The sequence below is a fragment of the Streptomyces sp. NPDC002888 genome (genome assembly GCF_042888465.1).
Lineage (GTDB): Bacteria > Actinomycetota > Actinomycetes > Streptomycetales > Streptomycetaceae > Streptomyces.
Window position 1 is genome coordinate 91,656 of the sequence record NZ_JBIAPU010000037.1, and the last position, 18,093, is coordinate 109,748.

Genomic DNA, 18,093 nt, shown 5'->3' on the forward strand with positions numbered 1-18,093 from the left:
ACGAGCGGGGCCCGGGGCTTCATGCACGCCCCGGGCCCCGCGCCGTCACGGTGACGCCGGTGGATACAGCGACCGCGGGAGCTGCGACGCCGCGGCCGTGTCCAGGAGCCACAGGGTGCGGGCCCGGCCGCGGGCTCCGGCCACCGGGGCCTGGATCTCACCCGCGCCCGAGAGCCCGATCGCCGCGGCCTGGGCCTTGTCCTCGCCGGCGGCCAGCAGCCACACCTCACGGGCCGCCCGGATCGCCGGGAGGGTGAGGGTCACGCGGGTCGGCGGCGGCTTCGGTGCGCCGTGGACACCGACCACCGTGCGCTCGGTCTCCCGTACGGCGGGCAGCTCCGGGAAGAGCGACGCCACATGGGTGTCCGGCCCGACGCCCAGCATCAGGACGTCGAAGGTGGGCACGGCGCCGTGGTTCTCGGGGCCGGCCGCCCGGGCCAGCTCCTCGGCGTAGGCGGCGGCCGCCGCGTCCACGTCACTGCCGAACGGGCCGTCCGACGCGGGCATGGCGTGCACGCGCTTCGGGTCCAGCGGAACCGAGTCCAGCAGTGCCTCGCGGGCCTGGGTGACGTTGCGCTCGGGGTCGCCCTCGGGCAGGAACCGCTCGTCGCCCCACCACAGGTCCAGGCGGCCCCAGTCGACGGCGTCCCGGGCGGGCGCCGCGGCCAGTGCGGCCAGCAGGCCGTTGCCGTTGCGGCCGCCGGTCAGGACCACGGACGCCTGGCCCCGGGAGGCCTGGGCGTCCACGATCCTGGTGATCAGCCGGGCCGCCGCGGCCTGCGCCATCAGTTCCTTGTCGTGATGCACGACCAGCTGGGGAGTGCTCACTGCGGATCCGCTTTCCTGACCGGGGGCATCTGCGCCGGAGAGGGCCGGTCGGCGTCGCCCTGGCCCGAGGGGGCCGCGGCCGACGGCGCCGGCGTGGACGGCCGGTCCGCGGCTGCCGCGTCCGGTACCGAGCGGACCGGGAGGGACGGCACGGGCTGAGCGGCCGCCGCCGCGGCGGCCTCGGCCCGCTCCGCGGCCGACTGGATGCCGCCCAGCCGGTCCACGCCGAACCGCAGGGCGGACGCGTACGTGTCGTCGGGATCGAGCCTGCGCAGCTCCTCCGCGAGCAACTCGGACGTCTCGCGGCGCTTGAGCGCCACCGCGCGGTCCGGCTGGCCCGGCAGCGCCAGCGTGGCCATCGCCCCGTCCGACCGGTGCAGCGTGATGGGGCCGCCGGTCGTCTCCATCCGGACCTGGGTCAGGCCGGGACCGGCGGAGATCGCGCGCCGGACGTGCACATGGAGCCGGTCGGCGAGCCACATGGCGAGCAGTTCGACGCTCGGGTTGGACTCCTCGCCCGCCACCTCGGCGGAGACGATCTCGCAGCTGACCTGGTCCAGGGCAGCGGCCAGCATCGAGCGCCACGGGGTGATCCGGGCCCATGCCAGGTCGGTGTCGCCCGGCTCGTAGCTCTCGGCGCGGCCCCGCAGTTCGTCGATGGGCTTCTCCGAGGCGTAGCTGTCGGTGACACGGCGCTGGCCCAGAGCGCCCAGCGGGTCGCCCGCCGGGTCGCGCGGGGCGTCCACCGACCACCAGACCACCACCGGCGCGTCCGGCAACAGCAACGGCAGGACGACCGACTGGGCGTGGTCGGCGACCTCGCCGTACAGCCGCAGGATGACCGTCTCGCCGGTGCCCGCGTCCGCGCCCAACCGCACCTCGGCGTCGAGGCGGGACTGCGTACGGTCCCGGGGCGAGCGTGAGACGCGCTTGATGACGACGAGCGTGCGCGAGGGGTGCTCGTGCGACGCGTCGCCCGCGGCCTTGAGAGCGTCGTAGGCGTTCTCCTCGTCCGTCACGACGACGAGGGTCAGCACCATGCCGACGGCGGGCGTGCCGATGGCGCGCCGCCCCTGGACCAGCGCCTTGTTGATCTTGCTGGCGGTGGTGTCCGTGAGGTCTATCTTCATGGCCGGCGCCAGCTCCGTCCGTCTCGCTCGAGCATCTCGTCGGCCTCGACGGGCCCCCATGTACCGGCCGGGTACTGCGCGGGTTTGCCGTTCTTGTCCCAGAACTCCTCGATCGGGTCGAGGATCTTCCAGGACAGCTCGACCTCCTCGGTGCGCGGGAAGAGGTTCGAGTCGCCCAGCAGCACGTCGAGGATCAGGCGTTCGTACGCCTCCGGGCTGGACTCGGTGAAGGACTCGCCGTAGGCGAAGTCCATCGACACGTCCCGGATCTCCATCGAGGTGCCCGGCACCTTGGAGCCGAAGCGGACCGTGACGCCCTCGTCGGGCTGGACGCGGATGACGATCGCGTTCTTGCCGAGCTCCTCCGTCGCCGTGTGGTCGAAGGGGGAGTGCGGGGCCCGCTGGAAGACCACCGCGATCTCCGTGACGCGGCGGCCCAGGCGCTTGCCGGTGCGCAGGTAGAAGGGGACGCCCGCCCAGCGGCGGTTGTCGACCTCCAGCTTGATCGCGGCGTAGGTGTCGGTCTTCGACTTGCCGTTGATGCCGTCTTCCTGGAGATAGCCGACGGCCTTCTCGCCGCCCTGCCAGCCGGCCGCGTACTGGGCGCGCACGGTGTCGCGGCCCAGGTCCTTGGGGAGCCGGACCGCGCCGAGCACCTTGGTCTTCTCCGCGGCGAGCGCGTCGGCGTCGAATGAGGCGGGCTCCTCCATGGCCGTGAGGGCCATCAGCTGGAGCAGGTGGTTCTGGATGACGTCACGGGCGGCGCCGATACCGTCGTAGTAGCCGGCGCGGCCGCCGATGCCGATGTCCTCGGCCATGGTGATCTGCACGTGGTCGACGAAGGACCGGTTCCAGATCGGCTCGAACATGGTGTTGGCGAAGCGGAGCGCCAGGATGTTCTGGACGGTCTCCTTGCCGAGGTAGTGGTCGATGCGGAAGACCTGGTCCGGCGCGAAGACCTCGTGCACGATCGCGTTGAGTTCCTCGGCCGACTTCAGGTTGTGCCCGAAGGGCTTCTCGATGACCGCGCGCCGCCAGGAGCCGCCCGTCTGGTCGGCCAGGTTGTGCTTCTTCAGCTGCTGGATGACGACAGGGAAGGCCGACGGCGGCACCGACAGGTAGAAGGCGAAGTTGCCGCCCGTGCCCTGCGCCTTGTCCAGCTCCTCGATCGTCGAGCGCAGCCGCTCGAACGCGTCGTCGTCGTCGAAGGTGCCCTGCACGAAGCGCATGCCCTGGATGAGCTGCTGCCAGACCTCCTCGCGGAAGGGGGTGCGGGCGTGCTCCTTGACGGCGTCGTGCACCTCCTGGGCGAAGTCCTCGTGCGCCCACTCGCGGCGGGCGAAACCGACCAGCGAGAAGCCCGGCGGCAGCAGTCCCCGGTTGGCCAGGTCGTACACCGCGGGCATCAGCTTTTTGCGTGACAAATCACCCGTGACGCCGAAGATGACCAGACCCGACGGCCCCGCGATACGCGGGAGCCGTCGGTCTGCGGGGTCACGCAGCGGGTTGCTGCTTGACAAGATTTCAGCCCTCCGAGGGGGCGAGGCGCTCGAGAACGGCCTCGGTCGACTTCAGCAGGTCGTTCCAGGACGCCTCGAACTTCTCGACGCCCTCGTCCTCCAGGACCTGGACCACGTCGTCGTACGAGATCCCGAGCTTCTCGAGAGCGTCGAGGTCGGCGCGGGCCTGCTCGTAGGTGCCGGCGACGGTGTTGCCGGTGATCCGACCGTGGTCCTCCGTGGCCAGCAGGGTGGCCTCCGGCATGGTGTTCACCGTGTTCGGCGCCACCAGGTCGTCGACGTACAGGGTGTCCTTGTACGCCGGGTCCTTCACGCCGGTCGACGCCCACAGCGGACGCTGCTTGTTGGCGCCCGCCTTCTCCAGCGCGCTCCAGCGGTCGGAGGAGAAGACCTCCTCGTACGCCTGGTAGGCGAGGCGCGCGTTGGCGACGGCGGCCTTGCCGCGCAGCGCCTTGGCCTCGGGGGTGCCGAGCGCCTCGAGCCGCTTGTCGATCTCGGTGTCCACGCGGGACACGAAGAAGGACGCCACCGAGCGGATCTTGGAGAGGTCCAGGCCCTTCTCACGCGCCTTCTCCAGGCCGCTGAGGTAGGCGTCCATGACCTCGCGGTAGCGCTCCAGCGAGAAGATCAGCGTGACGTTGACGCTGATGCCGTGGCCGATGACCTCGGTGATGGCCGGAAGGCCGGCCCGGGTCGCGGGGATCTTGATGAGCGTGTTCGGCCGGTCGACGAGCCAGGCCAGCTGCCTGGCCTCGGCGACGGTCGCGCGGGTGTTGTGCGCGAGGCGCGGGTCGACCTCGATCGAGACCCGGCCGTCCTGGCCGTCGGTGGCGTCGAAGACCGGGCGCAGGATGTCGGCGGCGTCACGGACGTCCGCCGTCGTGATCATCCGGACGGCCTCTTCCACGGTCACCTTGCGGGCGGCGAGGTCCTCGAGCTGCTGCTCGTAGCCGTCGCCGCTGCTGATGGCCTTCTGGAAGATCGTCGGGTTGGTGGTGACGCCCACGACGTGCTGCTGGTCGATCAGCTCGGCGAGGTTGCCGGACGTGATCCGCTTGCGCGACAGGTCGTCCAGCCAGATCGCGACGCCTTCATCGGAGAGGCGCTTGAGTGCGTCTGTCATGGAAAATGCATCTCCTACGTGTCGTATGTGAGCGTCAGCGCTGGGCGGCGGCGAGGCCAGTAGTCGAATCAAGCACAGCCCGGGCCTGGGCGGCCACGTTCTCGGCAGTGAAGCCGAACTCGCGGAAGAGCACCTTGCCGTCGGCCGAAGCACCGAAGTGCTCCAGGGAGACGATGCGACCGGCGTCCCCCACGTACTTGTGCCAGGTCAGCCCGATACCGGCCTCCACTGCCACACGTGCCTTCACCGAGGGCGGCAGGACGCTGTCCCGGTACCCCTGGTCCTGCTCCTCGAACCACTCCACGGACGGCATGGACACCACGCGCGTGGGTACTCCGTCGGCCTGGAGCTGCTCACGCGCCTCCACGGCGACGTGCACCTCGGAGCCGGTGGCGATCAGGACCACCTGGGCCTCGCCGCCCTCTGCCTCGAACAGGACGTAACCACCCTTGGCGGCATCGTCGTTGGGCTCGTACGTCGGCACGCCCTGACGGGTCAGTGCGAGGCCGTGCGGCGCGCCCTTGCCGAACTCCTTCGTCCAGCGCCTGAGGATCTCCCGCCAGGCGATCGCGGTCTCGTTGGCGTCCGCCGGACGCACCACGTTCAGACCCGGGATCGCGCGCAGCGCGGCGATGTGCTCGACCGGCTGGTGGGTGGGGCCGTCCTCGCCGAGACCGATGGAGTCGTGCGTCCATACGTACGTCACCGGCAGGTGCATCAGCGCCGACAGCCGCACGGCGTTGCGCATGTAGTCGGAGAAGACGAGGAACGTACCGCCGTAGATACGGGTGTTGCCGTGCAGGGCGATGCCGTTCATCTCCGCGGCCATGGAGTGCTCGCGGATACCGAAGTGGATGGTGCGCCCGTAGGGGTTCGCCTCCGGCAGCGGGTTGTCCGCCGGCAGGAACGACGACGTCTTGTCGATCGTCGTGTTGTTCGAACCGGCCAGGTCCGCCGAACCGCCCCACAGCTCGGGGATCACCTCGCCGAGCGCCTGGAGCACCTTGCCGGACGCGGCGCGCGTCGCGACGCCCTTGCCGGGCTCGAAGACCGGGAGCTTCTCCTCCCAGCCCGCGGGCAGCTCACCGGCGGCGACGCGGTCGAAGTCCGCAGCGCGCTGCGGGTTGCTGTTGCGCCACTCCTGGAAGGACTTCTCCCACTCGGCCTTCGCCTGACGGCCCCGCTCCAGCGCCTTGCGGGTGTGCTCGATGACCTCGTCCGCGACCTCGAAGCTCTGCTCCGGGTCGAAGCCCAGCACGCGCTTGGTGGCCGCGACCTCGTCGTCGCCCAGCGCCGAGCCGTGCGCGGCCTCGGTGTTCTGGGCGTTGGGGGCGGGCCAGGCGATGATCGAGCGCATCGCGATGAAGGACGGCTTGTCCGTGACCTTCTTCGCCTCCTCGATCGCGTTGTGGATCGCGTGCGGGTCGAGGTCGCCGTCCGGCTTCGGCGCCACGCGCTGCACGTGCCAGCCGTACGCCTCGTACCGCTTGGCGGTGTCCTCGGAGACGGCCGTCTCCGTGTCACCCTCGATCGAGATGTGGTTGTCGTCCCACAGCAGGACCAGGTTGCCCAGCTTCTGGTGACCCGCCAGCGAGGACGCCTCCGCGGAGATGCCCTCCTGCAGACAGCCGTCACCCGCGATCACGTACACGAAGTGGTCGAAGGGCGACTCGCCCTGCGGGGTCTCGGGGTCGAACAGGCCGCGCTCGTAACGGGCGGCCATCGCCATGCCGACGGCGTTGGCGACGCCCTGGCCCAGCGGACCGGTCGTCGTCTCCACGCCCACCGTGTGGCCGTACTCCGGGTGACCCGGGGTCTTCGAACCCCACGTGCGGAAGGCCTTCAGATCGTCCAGCTCCAGGCCGAAACCGGCCAGGTACAGCTGGGTGTAGAGGGTCAGGGACGAGTGGCCCGCGGACAGCACGAAACGGTCGCGCGCGACCCAGTCGGCGTCCGCCGGGTCGTGCCGCATCACCTTCTGGAAGAGGGTGTAGGCGACAGGCGCCAGGCTCATCGCCGTACCCGGATGGCCGTTACCGACCTTCTGTACGGCATCGGCGGCCAGGACGCGGGCGGTGTCGACGGCCCGCTGGTCCAGCTCGGTCCACTCGAGGTCTGTGGTGGTCGGCTTGGTGCTCACCCTGGGTCAGGGCTCCTCTCCACATGTCGGGTACCGGTGTTCTGGGCGCGCGCCCACCGGCTGCCGGTGCACTGGATGCCCACCGGCCGCTGTCGAGCCTACCCCCGCGAGTACGTGCGTTTTTTCGAGCCATTCCAGACTGGCGGGAGTACGCGCGATCCGCCTCCCGACTGGGACGGATCGCATTCGGCATCTGAATACGGAGCCGCTCATCCGACTGCTCAATCGAGCCCCCGAACGCACGTCGGACGCCCCCCGGAGTGCGCCTTTCAACACGACCCGACCCCCGCGAATGTCCGGGTCTGGGCAACGTCTACAGTGGCGTGGTACGCGCGGGCCTTTACCGGGACTTCACAGGGGAGGCTCGCTGGGATGTTCTCTGTCAGGGGTGTGCGTGACGGCCGTCGAATCCCGTCCAGCGGGGGTGCTCGGTGCGAGCCAGAACCGGATCGACCGGCCGTTCGGGGCCCGTGTCAAGGCGTTCGTGGCGCTGACCAAGCCGCGGATCATCGAGCTGCTGCTCATCACCACGGTTCCGGTGATGTTCCTCGCGCAGCAGGGCGTGCCGGACCTCGGTCTGGTCCTGCTCACCTGCGTCGGCGGCTACCTCTCCGCCGGCGGCGCCAACGCGCTGAACATGTACATCGACCGTGACATCGACGCGCTCATGGACCGCACCTCGCAGCGCCCCCTGGTCACCGGCATGGTCAGCCCGCGCGAGTGCCTCGCCTTCGGCATCGCGCTCGCGGTGGTCTCGACGCTGCTGTTCGGCCTCACGGTCAACTGGCTGTCGGCCTGGCTCGCCCTCGGCGCGCTCCTCTTCTACGTCGTCGTCTACACGATGATCCTCAAGCGCCGTACCTCGCAGAACATCGTCTGGGGCGGCATCGCGGGCTGCATGCCGGTGCTCATCGGCTGGTCCTCGGTCACGAACTCCCTCTCGTGGGCGCCGGTCGTCCTCTTCCTGGTGATGTTCTTCTGGACGCCGCCGCACTACTGGCCGCTGTCCATGAAGGTGCGGGACGACTACGCGCGCGTGGGTGTGCCGATGCTGCCGGTCATCGCCTCCAACAAGGTGGTCGCCAAGCAGATCGTCATCTACAGCTGGGTGATGGTGGCGGTCTCCCTGCTGCTCACCCCGCTCGGCTACACCGGCTGGTTCTACACCGCGGTCGCCCTGGTCTCCGGCGGCTGGTGGCTGTGGGAGGCGCACGCGCTGCAGGCCCGGGCGAAGGCCGAGGCGACGGGCGTGAAGCTCAAGGAGATGCGCCTGTTCCACTGGTCGATCACCTATGTGTCGCTGCTCTTCGTGGCGGTGGCGGTGGATCCCTTCCTGCGCTGACGCTCTTTTCGTCCGCCGACGGGCGGGGTGCGTGGTCAAGGCCACGCACCCCGCCCGTCGCCGTTTGATCTACCCGTCGGTAGCATTCTGGCCATGGCAGACACGCAGCAGGTTGACGCGAAGGCCGAGCGCAAGGTGGCCCGCCTCACCAAGCAGATCAACACCTTCGCCAAGGCGCACGGCGGGGCCGAGGGCCAGATCGCGTACATCGGGGAGCGCGGCGCCCGCATCGTCCTCGTCGCCGAGGACGGCACCTGGGGCGACCTCGTGGCCCCCTCCCACGCCATCGCCGAGAAGGCCGTGGAGAAGTCCGGGATCACGGTCCACGAGTCCTTCGACGGCGAGTTCGCGGCGAAGGTGAAGACGGGCCCGTACGAGTGGACGAGGATGGCCGGCATTCAGATCGGCGGCCCCAGCAACTGACCCGCAGTCACAGAACTACCGCAACGCAACACCTACAGCCCGGTTCACCCGTTAGGACCCTTAGAACAACACGGTCCGACACGGGGAGCCCGGATGATCGAAACGCCGTCCCTCGTGGACCAGTACTGCCACGGCGTACTGAGAACAGAGCTGGGCCTCGGCACCTTCGAGGCCCAGCTGGCCCGCACCGAGGGCCCACCCGCACCCGGCACCACCCTCTTCGACACCCAGACGGGCTTCGCCGTACGCCGTTGGTGCCCCCCACTCCTCGGCCTGGATCCGCACTGCCCACCCGCCCGCTATCTCGCCCGGCGTCGTGAACTCGGCGTACTGGAAGCGGGCCGCCGACTGCTGCGCGGAAGCGGGATCACGACCTATCTGGTCGACACCGGACTGCCCGGCGACCTCACCGGCCCCCCAGAGATCGCGGCCACCGCGAACGCGAGGGCTCACGAGATCGTCCGCCTGGAACTCCTCGCCGAACAGGTCGCCGACACCTCCGGCACCGTCGAGTCGTTCCTCGCCAACCTCGCCGAGTCGGTGCACGGGGCCGCCGCGAACGCCGTGGCCTTCACCTCCGTCGCGGGCGTACGGCACGGACTCGCTCTCGCGCCCGAGCCGCCGGGCCCGGGAGAGGTGCGCGGTGCCGCGGGGCGGTGGCTGGCCGGGCGCGGGGTCGGCGGTGAGCTGAGCGACCCGGTGCTGCTGCGGCACCTGCTGTGGATCGCGGTGGCCTCGGGACTGCCCCTGCAACTGCACGCGGGGCTGGGAGCACCGGGCCTGCGCATCGACCGTACGGACCCGGTGCTGCTGACGGACTTCGTCCGCGCGACGGCGGGCCTCGGCACGGACCTGGTCCTGCTGCACGGCTACCCGTACCACCGCCACGCCGCCCACCTCGCCGGCGTCTTCCCGCACGTGTACGCCGACTCCGGCGCCGCCCTGGTGCGCACCGGCGCCCGCGCGGCCACCGTCCTCGCCGAGATCCTGGAGCTGGCCCCCTTCGGCAAGATCCTCTTCTCCAGCGGCGCCCAGGGGCTGCCGGAGCTGCACGTGGTGGGCGCCCGCCTGTTCCGCGAGGCCCTCGCCAGGGTGCTCGGCACCTGGGTCGCCGAGGGGGCGTGGTCGCTGGCGGACGCGCAGCGCGTGGCGGGGCTGATCGCGGCGGGGAACGCGCGCAGGGTGTACGGCCTGGAGTGAGGTGTACAGACTGGCCGTATGCAGAAGACCGACGCCTTATTGACGCGTTTCCTCGGTGAGCTGGCGGCCCTGGACCCCGTCGCCGTATGGGCCCACGGCTCGCTCGCCGGGGGCGACTACCAGGAAGGCCGCAGTGATCTGGACCTGATCGCGGTACTGCCCGGCCCCGTGGGCCTGAGCACCGTGCGGCGTGTGGTCGCGCTGCACCGCGAACTTCGTGCCGAGCCGCTCGCCGCCACGTTGCACTGCAGCTACCTCACGCCGGCCACTTGGGACGACGCGGGGCGCTCGCACCTGACCTGGGCGCACGCGCATGTGATGCGTCGGCCGGTCACTCCCGTCACCCGGCGCGAGCTGCACGTCTTTGGCCGGGTGCTGCACGGTGAGCCCCCGGACCGGCTGCTCCCGCCCGTGCCGGACCGTGAGCTCGAGGAGTTCGTCGTACGCGATCAGCGGGACTTCTGGCGGCCCGCCGTGGACAAGGCACGGCTGTGGCGCCAGGACATCTGGGTCGATCTGGGCCTGATGACCTTCGCCCGCGCCACCGCCACCCTGCGCCACGCCGGCCTCATCTCCAAGCGGGAGGCACTGGACCTGCTGCCCGGGCTCGGCGCGCCCGCCGAGGTGGTCGACGACATACGAAGGCGGCGGTACGCGGATCCGGCGCCGCCCACGGCGGAGTGGACGGCGCGCAGGGGCGAGCTGGCGCGGACCTACCTGGGGCCGGCCATCGACGGGCTCGTGGCGACGTACGGATGACTCACGCGCGCGTGGCCACTGCGGGCTCCGCCGAAGAGTTCGGCAGGTCGGCCGTCGTGGTCTCCGCGCGTTCGCGCAGCGACAGCAGCACCCGCACCACCCAGATCCACATCACGGCGGAGCCCAGCATGTGCAGGCCCACCAGCGCCTCGGGGAGGTCGGTGAAGTACTGGACATAGCCGATGACGCCCTGGGCGAGCAGCACCAGGAACAGCTCCCGCGTCCGGGCCAGCGGCTCCTTCGGCGCGTCGACCGCCTTGAGGACGAACCACAGGGCGAAGGTCAGCGTCACCACGATCCACGCCAGGACGGCGTGCAGCTTGCTGACGGTCTCCCAGTCCAGCGGCATCCGGTCGACCTCGCTGGAGTCGCCCGCGTGCGGTCCGGCGCCGGTGACGACCGTGCCGACCAGGATCAGCAGGACGGCGGCCGCGACCAGGAACCAGACCAGCTGCTGCACGGACCTGCTGACCAGCGCACGCGGCTCGGCGTCGCCCTCCCGCGTGCGCTGCCACATCACCGTGGCGACCGCGATCAGCGCGGACGTCGCCACGAAGTGCGCCGCGACCGTGTACGGGTTGAGGCCCACGAGCACCACGATGCCGCCGAGGATCGCGTTGCTCATCACGATCCAGAACTGGGCCCAGCCGAGGCGGGTCAGACCGCGCCGGTACGGCTTCTCGGAGCGCGCGGCGATGATCGCCCAGCCGACGGCCGCGCACAGCACGTACGTCAGCATGCGGTTGCCGAACTCGATGGCGCCGTGGAAGCCCATCGCGCCGGTGGCGGTCAGCGAGTCGTCCGTGCACTTGGGCCAGGTCGGGCAGCCGAGGCCCGAGCCGGTCAGTCGTACGGCACCGCCGGTGACCACGATGATCACCGACATGAGGAGCGCGGCGAGGGCCGCCCGTCGGACCGTCCGGGGTTCCGGGGTCCAGCGTGCGGCGATGAAGGCGAGGGGGTTGCGCACGGCGGCTGTGGCGTCGGCGCGGGTCAGCTTTGGCACGCCGTCCATCGTAGGCCGCCGCTTGTGCATGCTTTCACGAGGGTCGGGTTCATCCATGGAATGCCTACTCCCAGCGGAAGAACTTCCCGGCGGCCGCGAGCCCCACGACCGCCCACACGGCGAGGATCCCGAGGTCGCCCCACGGTGTGCCGGCCCCGTGCTGGAGCACGTCCCGCAGCCCGTCCGACAGGGCCGAGACGGGCAGCAGCGCCAGCCCGTCCTGGACGCCGGGGGGGAACTTGTCCAGCGGAATGATCACGCCGCCACCGACGAGCAGCAGCAGGAAGACCAGGTTGGCGGCGGCCAGCGTGGCCTCCGCCTTCAGGGTGCCCGCCATCAGCAGCCCGAGCCCCGAGAAGGCGGCCGTGCCGAGGATCAGCAGGAGCAGGACGGCCGCCGGGTTGCCGTGCGGCGACCAGCCCAGCGCGAAGGCGATCACCGTGAGCAGGACGACCTGGAGGATTTCCGTGACCAGCACGGACGCCGTTTTGGCCGTCATCAGGCCCCAGCGGGGCAGCGGTGACGAGGCCAGCCGCTTCAGGACGCCGTACCGGCGCTCGAAGCCCGTCGCGATGGCCTGACCCGTGAACGCCGTCGACATCACGGCGAGGGCGAGGATGCCCGGGGCGAGGAAGTCGACGGCCTCGCCCGATCCGGTGTCGACGATGTCCACCGTGCTGAACAGGACCAGCAGCAGCGTCGGGATCACGACGGTGAGCAGCAGCTGCTCGCCGTTGCGCAGGAGCATCTTCGTCTCCAGCGCCGCCTGGGCCGCGATCATGCGGGGGAGGGGCGCCGCGCCCGGCTCGGGGGTGTAGATGCCAGTGGCGGTCATGAGCGCAACTCCTTGCCCGTGAGCTCGAGGCTGTGTCCTTCCGGGGGGCAACCCCCGGGCCCCCGGCAGAGGCATGTGCCGACCGGAATCATGAGCGCAACTCCCTGCCCGTGAGCTCAAGAAAAACGTCCTCCAGGGTGTGCCGTTCCACCGATATCCGGTCCGGCATCACCCCGTGCTGCGCGCACCAGGACGTGACCGTCGCGAGCAGTTGCGGATTGACCTTGCCCATGACCCGGTACGAGCCCGGGGTCAGTTCGGCGGCCGAGGAGTCGGCGGGGAGGGCCTTGAGGAGGGAGCCCACGTCCAGGCCCGGTCGGCCGGTGAAGCGCAGGGTGTTCTCGGCGCCGCCGCGGCACAGCTCCTCCGGGGAGCCCTGGGCGATGACCCGGCCCGCGTCGATGATCGCGACGTCGTCGGCGAGCTGCTCGGCCTCGTCCATGTAGTGGGTGGTGAGGATCACCGAGACCCCGTCGGCGCGTAGGTCCCGGACCAGATCCCAGGTGGCCCTGCGGGCTTGCGGGTCGAGGCCGGCGGTCGGCTCGTCGAGGAACACCAGCTCCGGGCGTCCCACCACGGCCATCGCCAGCGCGAGCCGCTGCTGCTGGCCGCCGGAGAGGCGCCGGTACGTGGTGCGTCCGCAGGAGCCGAGCCCGAGGCGCTCGATGAGCGCGTCCACGTCGAGCGGGCGTGCGTGCAGCTTGGCCACGTGCCGCAGCATCTCGTCGGCCCGGGCGCCGGAGTAGACCCCGCCGGACTGCAGCATGACGCCGATCCGGGGGCGCAGCGCGCCGGCCTGTCTGACCGGGTCGAGGCCCAGGACGCGTACCGTGCCGGAGTCCGGCCTGCGGTACCCCTCGCAGGTCTCGACCGTGGTCGTCTTGCCGGCGCCGTTGGGGCCGAGCACGGCGGTGACGCCCGGCTGGGCCACCAGGTCGAGGCCGTCCACCGCGGTCTTCGCGCCGTACCGCTTCACCAGGGCACTGGCCTGGACGACGGGCTCTGTTCGCATGGGTCCAGAGTCTAGGTACGCGCCGGGCGTCTCAGGCGGGCGGGTGCAGGATCTCCTCCGCACGGGGGCGGTGCAGCGTCAGCCACCGCTCCGCGTAGGCCACCGCGGCCCTGACCGGAAACAGCCGTACGTCCGCCGCGCCGACCTTCCCGCGGACGACCGGGCGGTCCCGCTCGAAGTCGTGTCCCAGCACGTCGAAGCCCTCGGAGTCGATCGACACCTCGGTCAGCACCTCCCAGCCGCCGCCGGGAACCGGCCGCCCCACCTCGACGCGGGGGGCCGCGACGCGGTACTCGGCGAGGTGGAAGCTGGTGCAGGTGTCGTAGCCCGCGCCCAGCAGCAGCACCCGGGCGTCCAGCCGCTCCAAGCGGCCCAGCGGGCTGCGCTCGCCGAGGCGGCAGTCGGGCGCGTGGCCCTCGACGATCTCCGCCGCGCGCGGGCCGACGGCCGCGAACGAGGTGTGCGGGTGCGCGCTGCGCAGGGCGCCCGGCCAGCGCCGTACGGTCTCGGGTATCACGCCGACCCCGCGGCTGGGGGTGATCAGCGGGTCGTAGGCGGGCATGGACGAGCGGATCCGCTCCCACCACTCCTCGGGCACCGGCGGATTGCTCCACAGCGCCGGGTCGGACAGGTCGCCGGTCTGGGTGGGCACCACGAGGGTGCCGTCGGGACCGAGGGCGTCGAGCAGTCCCTGGACGACCGCGACGGCCCCTCCACAGACCCAGCCGAGTGAGCTGAGCGAGGAGTGCGCGAGGAGGGTCTCACCGCTGCGGACCCCCACCTCGCGCAGCTGCGCGGCGATGGTGTCGCGGGTGACAAGAGGGCCGGTCGGAGGCGGTGTGGGCATGGTTCGGGAGTGTCGCGGATGCGGTGCGGCGGCGCCACCGATTTGAGGTCACGCGCGCGTGAGCCGCGCGTGAGCGCTGCCGCCGTTCTGATCGATCAAAGATCGTATCCGCAGGTCAGATTAGGTTTGCCTAAGTGACGCAGCGCACCGCCGGGTGGCCGGTGCGCGGCTTGCCCGCCCCAGATGAATTACGCAACAATGGCGTTGTGAAAAACGTCGGAGCGGCTCGGGAGACCCCTACAGGGACCCCGCAGGAGGAGCTCGCGACCGGAGAGCGTTCCACACGCAACCGGGTCGCGCGGTCCATCCTGGACCACGGCCCCTCGACCGTCGCCGAACTCGCCGCGCGGCTGGGTCTCACCCAGGCCGCCGTACGCCGGCACCTCGACGCACTGGTCGCCGACGATGTCGTGGAGGCCCGTGAGCAGCGCGTCTATGGCGCGCGCACGCGCGGTCGGCCCGCCAAGGTCTTCGCCCTGACGGACTGCGGCCGAGACGCCTTCGACCAGTCCTACGACAAGCTCGCCGCGGACGCCATGCGCTGGATCGCCGACCAGGAGGGCGGGAGCGAGGCGGTCGTCGCCTTCGCCCGCGCCAGGATCGCCGCCCAGGCGAGCGCGTACCGCAAGGCGATCGAGGCCGTCACCCCGGACAAGCGGGCCGAAGCCCTGGCCAAGGCCCTCAGCGTCGACGGGTACGCTGCTGCGGCGCGCAGCGCGCCCCTCCCGCAACAGGGTGAGCAGCTCTGCCAGCACCACTGCCCGGTCGCCCATGTGGCGGAGCAGTTCCCCCAGCTGTGCGAGGCGGAGACGGAGATCTTCGCCGAGCTGCTCGGAACGCACGTCCAGCGACTGGCGACCATCGCCCACGGCGACGGCGTCTGCACGACGTTCATCCCCAGGATTTCCCACAACGCATCTGCAAGCACGGCCGGGAGGAACCCCGCATGACTCTCCCCACGGAGACTGCCCACCCTGAGCTCGAGGGTCTGGGCAAGTACGAATACGGCTGGGCCGACTCCGACACGGCGGGTGCCTCTGCCAAGCGCGGCATCAATGACGACGTCGTCAAGGACATCTCGTCGAAGAAGTCCGAGCCCGAGTGGATGACCAAGCTCCGCCTCAAGGGCCTCAAGCTCTTCGAGAAGAAGCCCATGCCGAACTGGGGCTCGGACCTGTCGGGCATCGACTTCGACAACATCAAGTACTTCGTGCGCTCCACGGAGAAGCAGGCGGAGTCCTGGGAGGACCTGCCCGAGGACATCAAGAACACGTACGACAAGCTCGGCATCCCGGAGGCGGAGAAGCAGCGCCTCGTCGCCGGCGTCGCCGCCCAGTACGAGTCGGAGGTCGTCTACCACCAGATCCGCGAGGACCTGGAGGAGCAGGGCGTCATCTTCCTCGACACCGACACCGCGCTGAAGGAGCACCCGGAGCTCTTCAAGGAGTACTTCGGGACCGTCATCCCCGCCGGTGACAACAAGTTCGCGGCCCTGAACACCGCCGTGTGGTCGGGCGGCTCCTTCATCTACGTGCCGAAGGGCGTGCACGTGGAGATCCCGCTCCAGGCCTACTTCCGCATCAACACGGAGAACATGGGCCAGTTCGAGCGGACCCTGATCATCGTCGACGAGGGCGCCTACGTGCACTACGTCGAGGGTTGTACGGCCCCGATCTACAAGTCGGACTCGCTGCACAGCGCCGTGGTCGAGATCATCGTCAAGAAGAACGCCCGCTGCCGCTACACGACCATCCAGAACTGGTCGAACAACGTCTACAACCTGGTCACCAAGCGCGCCGTCGCCTACGAGGGCGCGACCATGGAGTGGATCGACGGCAACATCGGCTCCAAGGTGACGATGAAGTACCCGGCCGTCTACCTGATGGGCGAGCACGCCAAGGGCGAGACCCTCTCCATCGCCTTCGCGGGCGAGGGCCAGCACCAGGACGCCGGCTCCAAGATGGTCCACATGGCGCCGAACACCTCCTCCAACATCGTCTCGAAGTCCGTGGCGCGCGGTGGCGGTCGTACGTCCTACCGCGGTCTCGTCGAGATCGGCGAGGGCGCCCACGGCTCGAAGTCCAATGTGCTGTGCGATGCGCTGCTCGTCGACACCATCTCCCGCTCGGACACGTACCCCTACGTGGACGTCCGCGAGGACGACGTGTCCATGGGCCACGAGGCGACCGTCTCCAAGGTCTCCGAGGACCAGCTCTTCTACCTGATGAGCCGTGGTCTGAGCGAGTTCGAGGCGATGGCGATGATCGTGCGCGGCTTCGTCGAGCCCATCGCGAAGGAGCTGCCGATGGAGTACGCCCTCGAGCTCAACCGGCTGATCGAGCTGCAGATGGAGGGCGCGGTCGGTTAACTCCGGTCCTCGCCCCCATCAAGCCCTTTACGTAAACGGAAAGCGAGCATTACGACAGCCATGGCTGAGGCTCAGAACATCCCCGTGGGGTCGACCACCGCGGGCGCGATCGCGGTCGCCGCCGAGTCGACCGTCGCCACGCGCATGAGTGCGCCCCCGTCCTACGACGTGGCGGACTTCCCGGTCCCGCACGGCCGCGAGGAAGAGTGGCGGTTCACCCCGCTGGAGCGCCTGCGCGGGCTGCACGACGGCACCGCCACCGCGACCGGCGACGGTGTGAAGGTCACGGTGGAGGCCCCCGAGGGCGTCACCGTCGAACTGGTGGACCGTGACGACGCGCGCCTCGGCAGGGCGGGCATCCCCGCGGACCGCGTCGCCGCCCAGGCCTACTCCGTGTTCGAGAAGGCCGGCGTGGTCACCGTCCCCAGGGAGACGGTCCTCACCGAGCCGATCCGGATCGCGGTGCACGGCGAGGGCGGCACCTCCTTCGGTCACCAGGTGATCGAGCTGGGAGCCTTCGCCGAGGCCGTCGTCGTCATCGACCACACCGGTGACGCCGTCGTCGCGGCCAACGTCGACTACGTCCTGGGCGACGGCGCCAAGCTGACCGTCGTCTCCGTCCAGGACTGGGACGACAAGGCCGTGCACGTGGCCCAGCACAACGCCCTGATCGGCCGGGACGCTTCGTTCAAGTCGGTCGTCGTGACCTTCGGCGGGGACGTCGTACGGCTCCACCCGCGCGTGACCTACGCCGGCACCGGCGGCGAGGCCGAGCTGTTCGGCCTGTACTTCACCGACGCCGGCCAGCACCAGGAGCACCGCCTCCTGGTCGACCACAACGTCCCGCACTGCAAGTCCAACGTCGTCTACAAGGGCGCGCTCCAGGGCGACGACGCGCACGCCGTGTGGATCGGTGACGTGCTCATCGAGGCCAAGGCCGAGGGCACGGACACGTACGAGATGAACCGCAACCTGGTCCTCACGGACGGCGCGCGCGTCGACTCGGTGCCGAACCTCGAGATCGAGACCGGCGAGATCGTCGGAGCCGGGCACGCCTCCGCCACCGGCCGCTTCGACGACGAGCAGCTCTTCTACCTGATGGCCCGCGGCATCCCGGCCGACGAGGCCCGCCGACTGGTGGTCCGCGGCTTCTTCGCCGAACTGGTCCAGCAGATCGGTGTCCCGGACATCGAGGAGCGCCTGCTCGCCAGGATCGAGACCGAGCTGGAGGCCACCGTCTGATGGCCTTCGTACGCGCCTGCGGACTGAGCGAGCTGGAGGAGGGCACCCCGAAGCGGGTGGAACTCGACGGCACGCCGGTCTCGGTCGTGCAGACCGAAGGGGAGGTGTTCGCCATCCACGACATCTGCTCGCACGCGAACGTCTCGCTCTCGGAGGGCGAGGTGGAGGACTGCCAGATCGAGTGCTGGCTGCACGGCTCCGCGTTCGACCTGCGCACCGGCAAGCCGTCCGGCCTTCCCGCCACGCGCCCCGTCCCCGTATACCCCGTAAAGATCGAAGGGGACGACGTGCTCGTCTCCCTCACCCAGGAGTCCTGAG

The 18,093-nt window shown here is 70.4% G+C and carries 16 protein-coding genes and 1 pseudogene; 8 read left to right on the forward strand and 9 right to left on the reverse strand.

What is annotated here, in order from left to right:
* Positions 1-45: 45 nt before the first annotated feature.
* Genes pgl through tkt form a run of 5 tightly spaced genes read right to left on the reverse strand, consistent with a single transcriptional unit; the run spans position 46 to position 6,741 of the window.
* Positions 46-828, reverse strand: a complete 783-nt coding sequence (gene pgl / locus ACFYWX_RS41550) for a 6-phosphogluconolactonase (RefSeq protein WP_389430369.1) — start codon at positions 826-828, stop codon at positions 46-48.
* Positions 825-1,958 (reverse strand): glucose-6-phosphate dehydrogenase assembly protein OpcA, encoded by a 1,134-nt coding sequence (opcA, locus tag ACFYWX_RS41555; RefSeq protein WP_389430371.1) that lies wholly within the window; start codon positions 1,956-1,958, stop codon positions 825-827. The genes pgl and opcA overlap by 4 nt, the downstream gene beginning before the upstream one ends.
* A complete protein-coding gene (zwf, locus tag ACFYWX_RS41560; RefSeq protein WP_389430373.1) occupies positions 1,955-3,478 on the reverse strand; it encodes a glucose-6-phosphate dehydrogenase in 1,524 nt (507 codons plus the stop codon). The genes opcA and zwf overlap by 4 nt, the downstream gene beginning before the upstream one ends.
* 4 nt (positions 3,479-3,482) lie before the next feature.
* Entirely contained in the window at positions 3,483-4,601 is a 1,119-nt protein-coding gene (gene tal / locus ACFYWX_RS41565; protein ID WP_389430375.1) for a transaldolase, read from the reverse strand.
* A 34-nt stretch (positions 4,602-4,635) separates the two neighbouring features.
* Complete coding sequence (gene tkt, locus ACFYWX_RS41570) at positions 4,636-6,741, reverse strand: transketolase (RefSeq protein ID WP_389430376.1); 2,106 nt, start codon at positions 6,739-6,741, stop codon at positions 4,636-4,638.
* A gap of 388 nt (positions 6,742-7,129) precedes the next feature.
* On the opposite strand from tkt, the gene ACFYWX_RS41575 reads away from it, so the two are divergent.
* From ACFYWX_RS41575 to ACFYWX_RS41590, 4 genes are all read left to right on the forward strand, one after another.
* Complete coding sequence (locus ACFYWX_RS41575; protein ID WP_389430377.1) at positions 7,130-8,083, forward strand: heme o synthase; 954 nt, start codon at positions 7,130-7,132, stop codon at positions 8,081-8,083.
* A gap of 93 nt (positions 8,084-8,176) precedes the next feature.
* Complete coding sequence (locus ACFYWX_RS41580; RefSeq protein WP_389430378.1) at positions 8,177-8,506, forward strand: hypothetical protein; 330 nt, start codon at positions 8,177-8,179, stop codon at positions 8,504-8,506.
* Between the two features lie 93 nt (positions 8,507-8,599).
* Complete coding sequence (locus tag ACFYWX_RS41585) at positions 8,600-9,706, forward strand: amidohydrolase family protein (protein ID WP_389430379.1); 1,107 nt, start codon at positions 8,600-8,602, stop codon at positions 9,704-9,706.
* Between the two features lie 18 nt (positions 9,707-9,724).
* Positions 9,725-10,465, forward strand: a complete 741-nt coding sequence (locus tag ACFYWX_RS41590) for a nucleotidyltransferase domain-containing protein (protein WP_389430380.1) — start codon at positions 9,725-9,727, stop codon at positions 10,463-10,465.
* Here the strand turns inward: ACFYWX_RS41590 and ACFYWX_RS41595 are convergent.
* The 4 genes and pseudogenes from ACFYWX_RS41595 to ACFYWX_RS41610 all read right to left on the reverse strand — a co-directional run bounded on the left by ACFYWX_RS41595 (position 10,420) and on the right by ACFYWX_RS41610 (position 14,165).
* Positions 10,420-11,480: pseudogene (locus ACFYWX_RS41595) on the reverse strand (heme A synthase). The gene ACFYWX_RS41590 and the pseudogene ACFYWX_RS41595 overlap by 46 nt on opposite strands.
* A gap of 55 nt (positions 11,481-11,535) precedes the next feature.
* A complete protein-coding gene (locus ACFYWX_RS41600; RefSeq protein ID WP_389430381.1) occupies positions 11,536-12,306 on the reverse strand; it encodes an ABC transporter permease in 771 nt (256 codons plus the stop codon).
* Positions 12,307-12,394: 88 nt separating this feature from the next.
* Positions 12,395-13,318 carry an ABC transporter ATP-binding protein gene (locus tag ACFYWX_RS41605; protein WP_389430383.1) on the reverse strand — a complete coding sequence of 308 codons (924 nt, stop codon included), beginning with the start codon at positions 13,316-13,318 and terminating at the stop codon, positions 12,395-12,397.
* A gap of 31 nt (positions 13,319-13,349) precedes the next feature.
* On the reverse strand, positions 13,350-14,165 hold the full coding sequence (locus tag ACFYWX_RS41610) for an aminoglycoside N(3)-acetyltransferase (protein WP_389430384.1): 816 nt from the start codon (positions 14,163-14,165) through the stop codon (positions 13,350-13,352).
* A gap of 206 nt (positions 14,166-14,371) precedes the next feature.
* Here ACFYWX_RS41610 and ACFYWX_RS41615 point away from each other — a divergent pair, with 206 nt between their 5' ends.
* From ACFYWX_RS41615 to ACFYWX_RS41630, 4 genes are read left to right on the forward strand one after another with little or no spacing between them, the layout of a single operon-like run.
* Entirely contained in the window at positions 14,372-15,115 is a 744-nt protein-coding gene (locus tag ACFYWX_RS41615) for a helix-turn-helix transcriptional regulator (RefSeq protein ID WP_389430386.1), read from the forward strand.
* Entirely contained in the window at positions 15,112-16,533 is a 1,422-nt protein-coding gene (gene sufB, locus ACFYWX_RS41620; RefSeq protein ID WP_389430387.1) for a Fe-S cluster assembly protein SufB, read from the forward strand. The genes ACFYWX_RS41615 and sufB overlap by 4 nt, the downstream gene beginning before the upstream one ends.
* A 60-nt stretch (positions 16,534-16,593) precedes the next feature.
* Positions 16,594-17,775 (forward strand): Fe-S cluster assembly protein SufD, encoded by a 1,182-nt coding sequence (sufD, locus tag ACFYWX_RS41625; RefSeq protein WP_389430389.1) that lies wholly within the window; start codon positions 16,594-16,596, stop codon positions 17,773-17,775.
* Positions 17,775-18,092, forward strand: coding sequence for a bifunctional 3-phenylpropionate/cinnamic acid dioxygenase ferredoxin subunit (locus ACFYWX_RS41630; RefSeq protein ID WP_389430390.1), 318 nt, complete (start codon positions 17,775-17,777; stop codon positions 18,090-18,092). The genes sufD and ACFYWX_RS41630 overlap by 1 nt, the downstream gene beginning before the upstream one ends.
* The last annotated feature ends 1 nt before the right edge of the window (position 18,093 follow it).

Bases quoted from the DNA above. Each gene is read 5' to 3' on its own strand.
- ACFYWX_RS41585 (WP_389430379.1), top strand. From the start codon at position 8,600: ATGATCGAAACGCCGTCCCTCGTGGACCAGTACTGCCACGGCGTACTG.
- ACFYWX_RS41610 (WP_389430384.1), bottom strand. From the start codon at position 14,165: ATGCCCACACCGCCTCCGACCGGCCCTCTTGTCACCCGCGACACCATC.
- sufB (WP_389430387.1), top strand. From the start codon at position 15,112: ATGACTCTCCCCACGGAGACTGCCCACCCTGAGCTCGAGGGTCTGGGC.
- ACFYWX_RS41605 (WP_389430383.1), bottom strand. From the start codon at position 13,318: ATGCGAACAGAGCCCGTCGTCCAGGCCAGTGCCCTGGTGAAGCGGTAC.
- tal (WP_389430375.1), bottom strand. From the start codon at position 4,601: ATGACAGACGCACTCAAGCGCCTCTCCGATGAAGGCGTCGCGATCTGG.
- sufD (WP_389430389.1), top strand. From the start codon at position 16,594: ATGGCTGAGGCTCAGAACATCCCCGTGGGGTCGACCACCGCGGGCGCG.
- ACFYWX_RS41600 (WP_389430381.1), bottom strand. From the start codon at position 12,306: ATGACCGCCACTGGCATCTACACCCCCGAGCCGGGCGCGGCGCCCCTC.
- ACFYWX_RS41590 (WP_389430380.1), top strand. From the start codon at position 9,725: ATGCAGAAGACCGACGCCTTATTGACGCGTTTCCTCGGTGAGCTGGCG.
- ACFYWX_RS41630 (WP_389430390.1), top strand. From the start codon at position 17,775: ATGGCCTTCGTACGCGCCTGCGGACTGAGCGAGCTGGAGGAGGGCACC.
- opcA (WP_389430371.1), bottom strand. From the start codon at position 1,958: ATGAAGATAGACCTCACGGACACCACCGCCAGCAAGATCAACAAGGCG.
- ACFYWX_RS41580 (WP_389430378.1), top strand. From the start codon at position 8,177: ATGGCAGACACGCAGCAGGTTGACGCGAAGGCCGAGCGCAAGGTGGCC.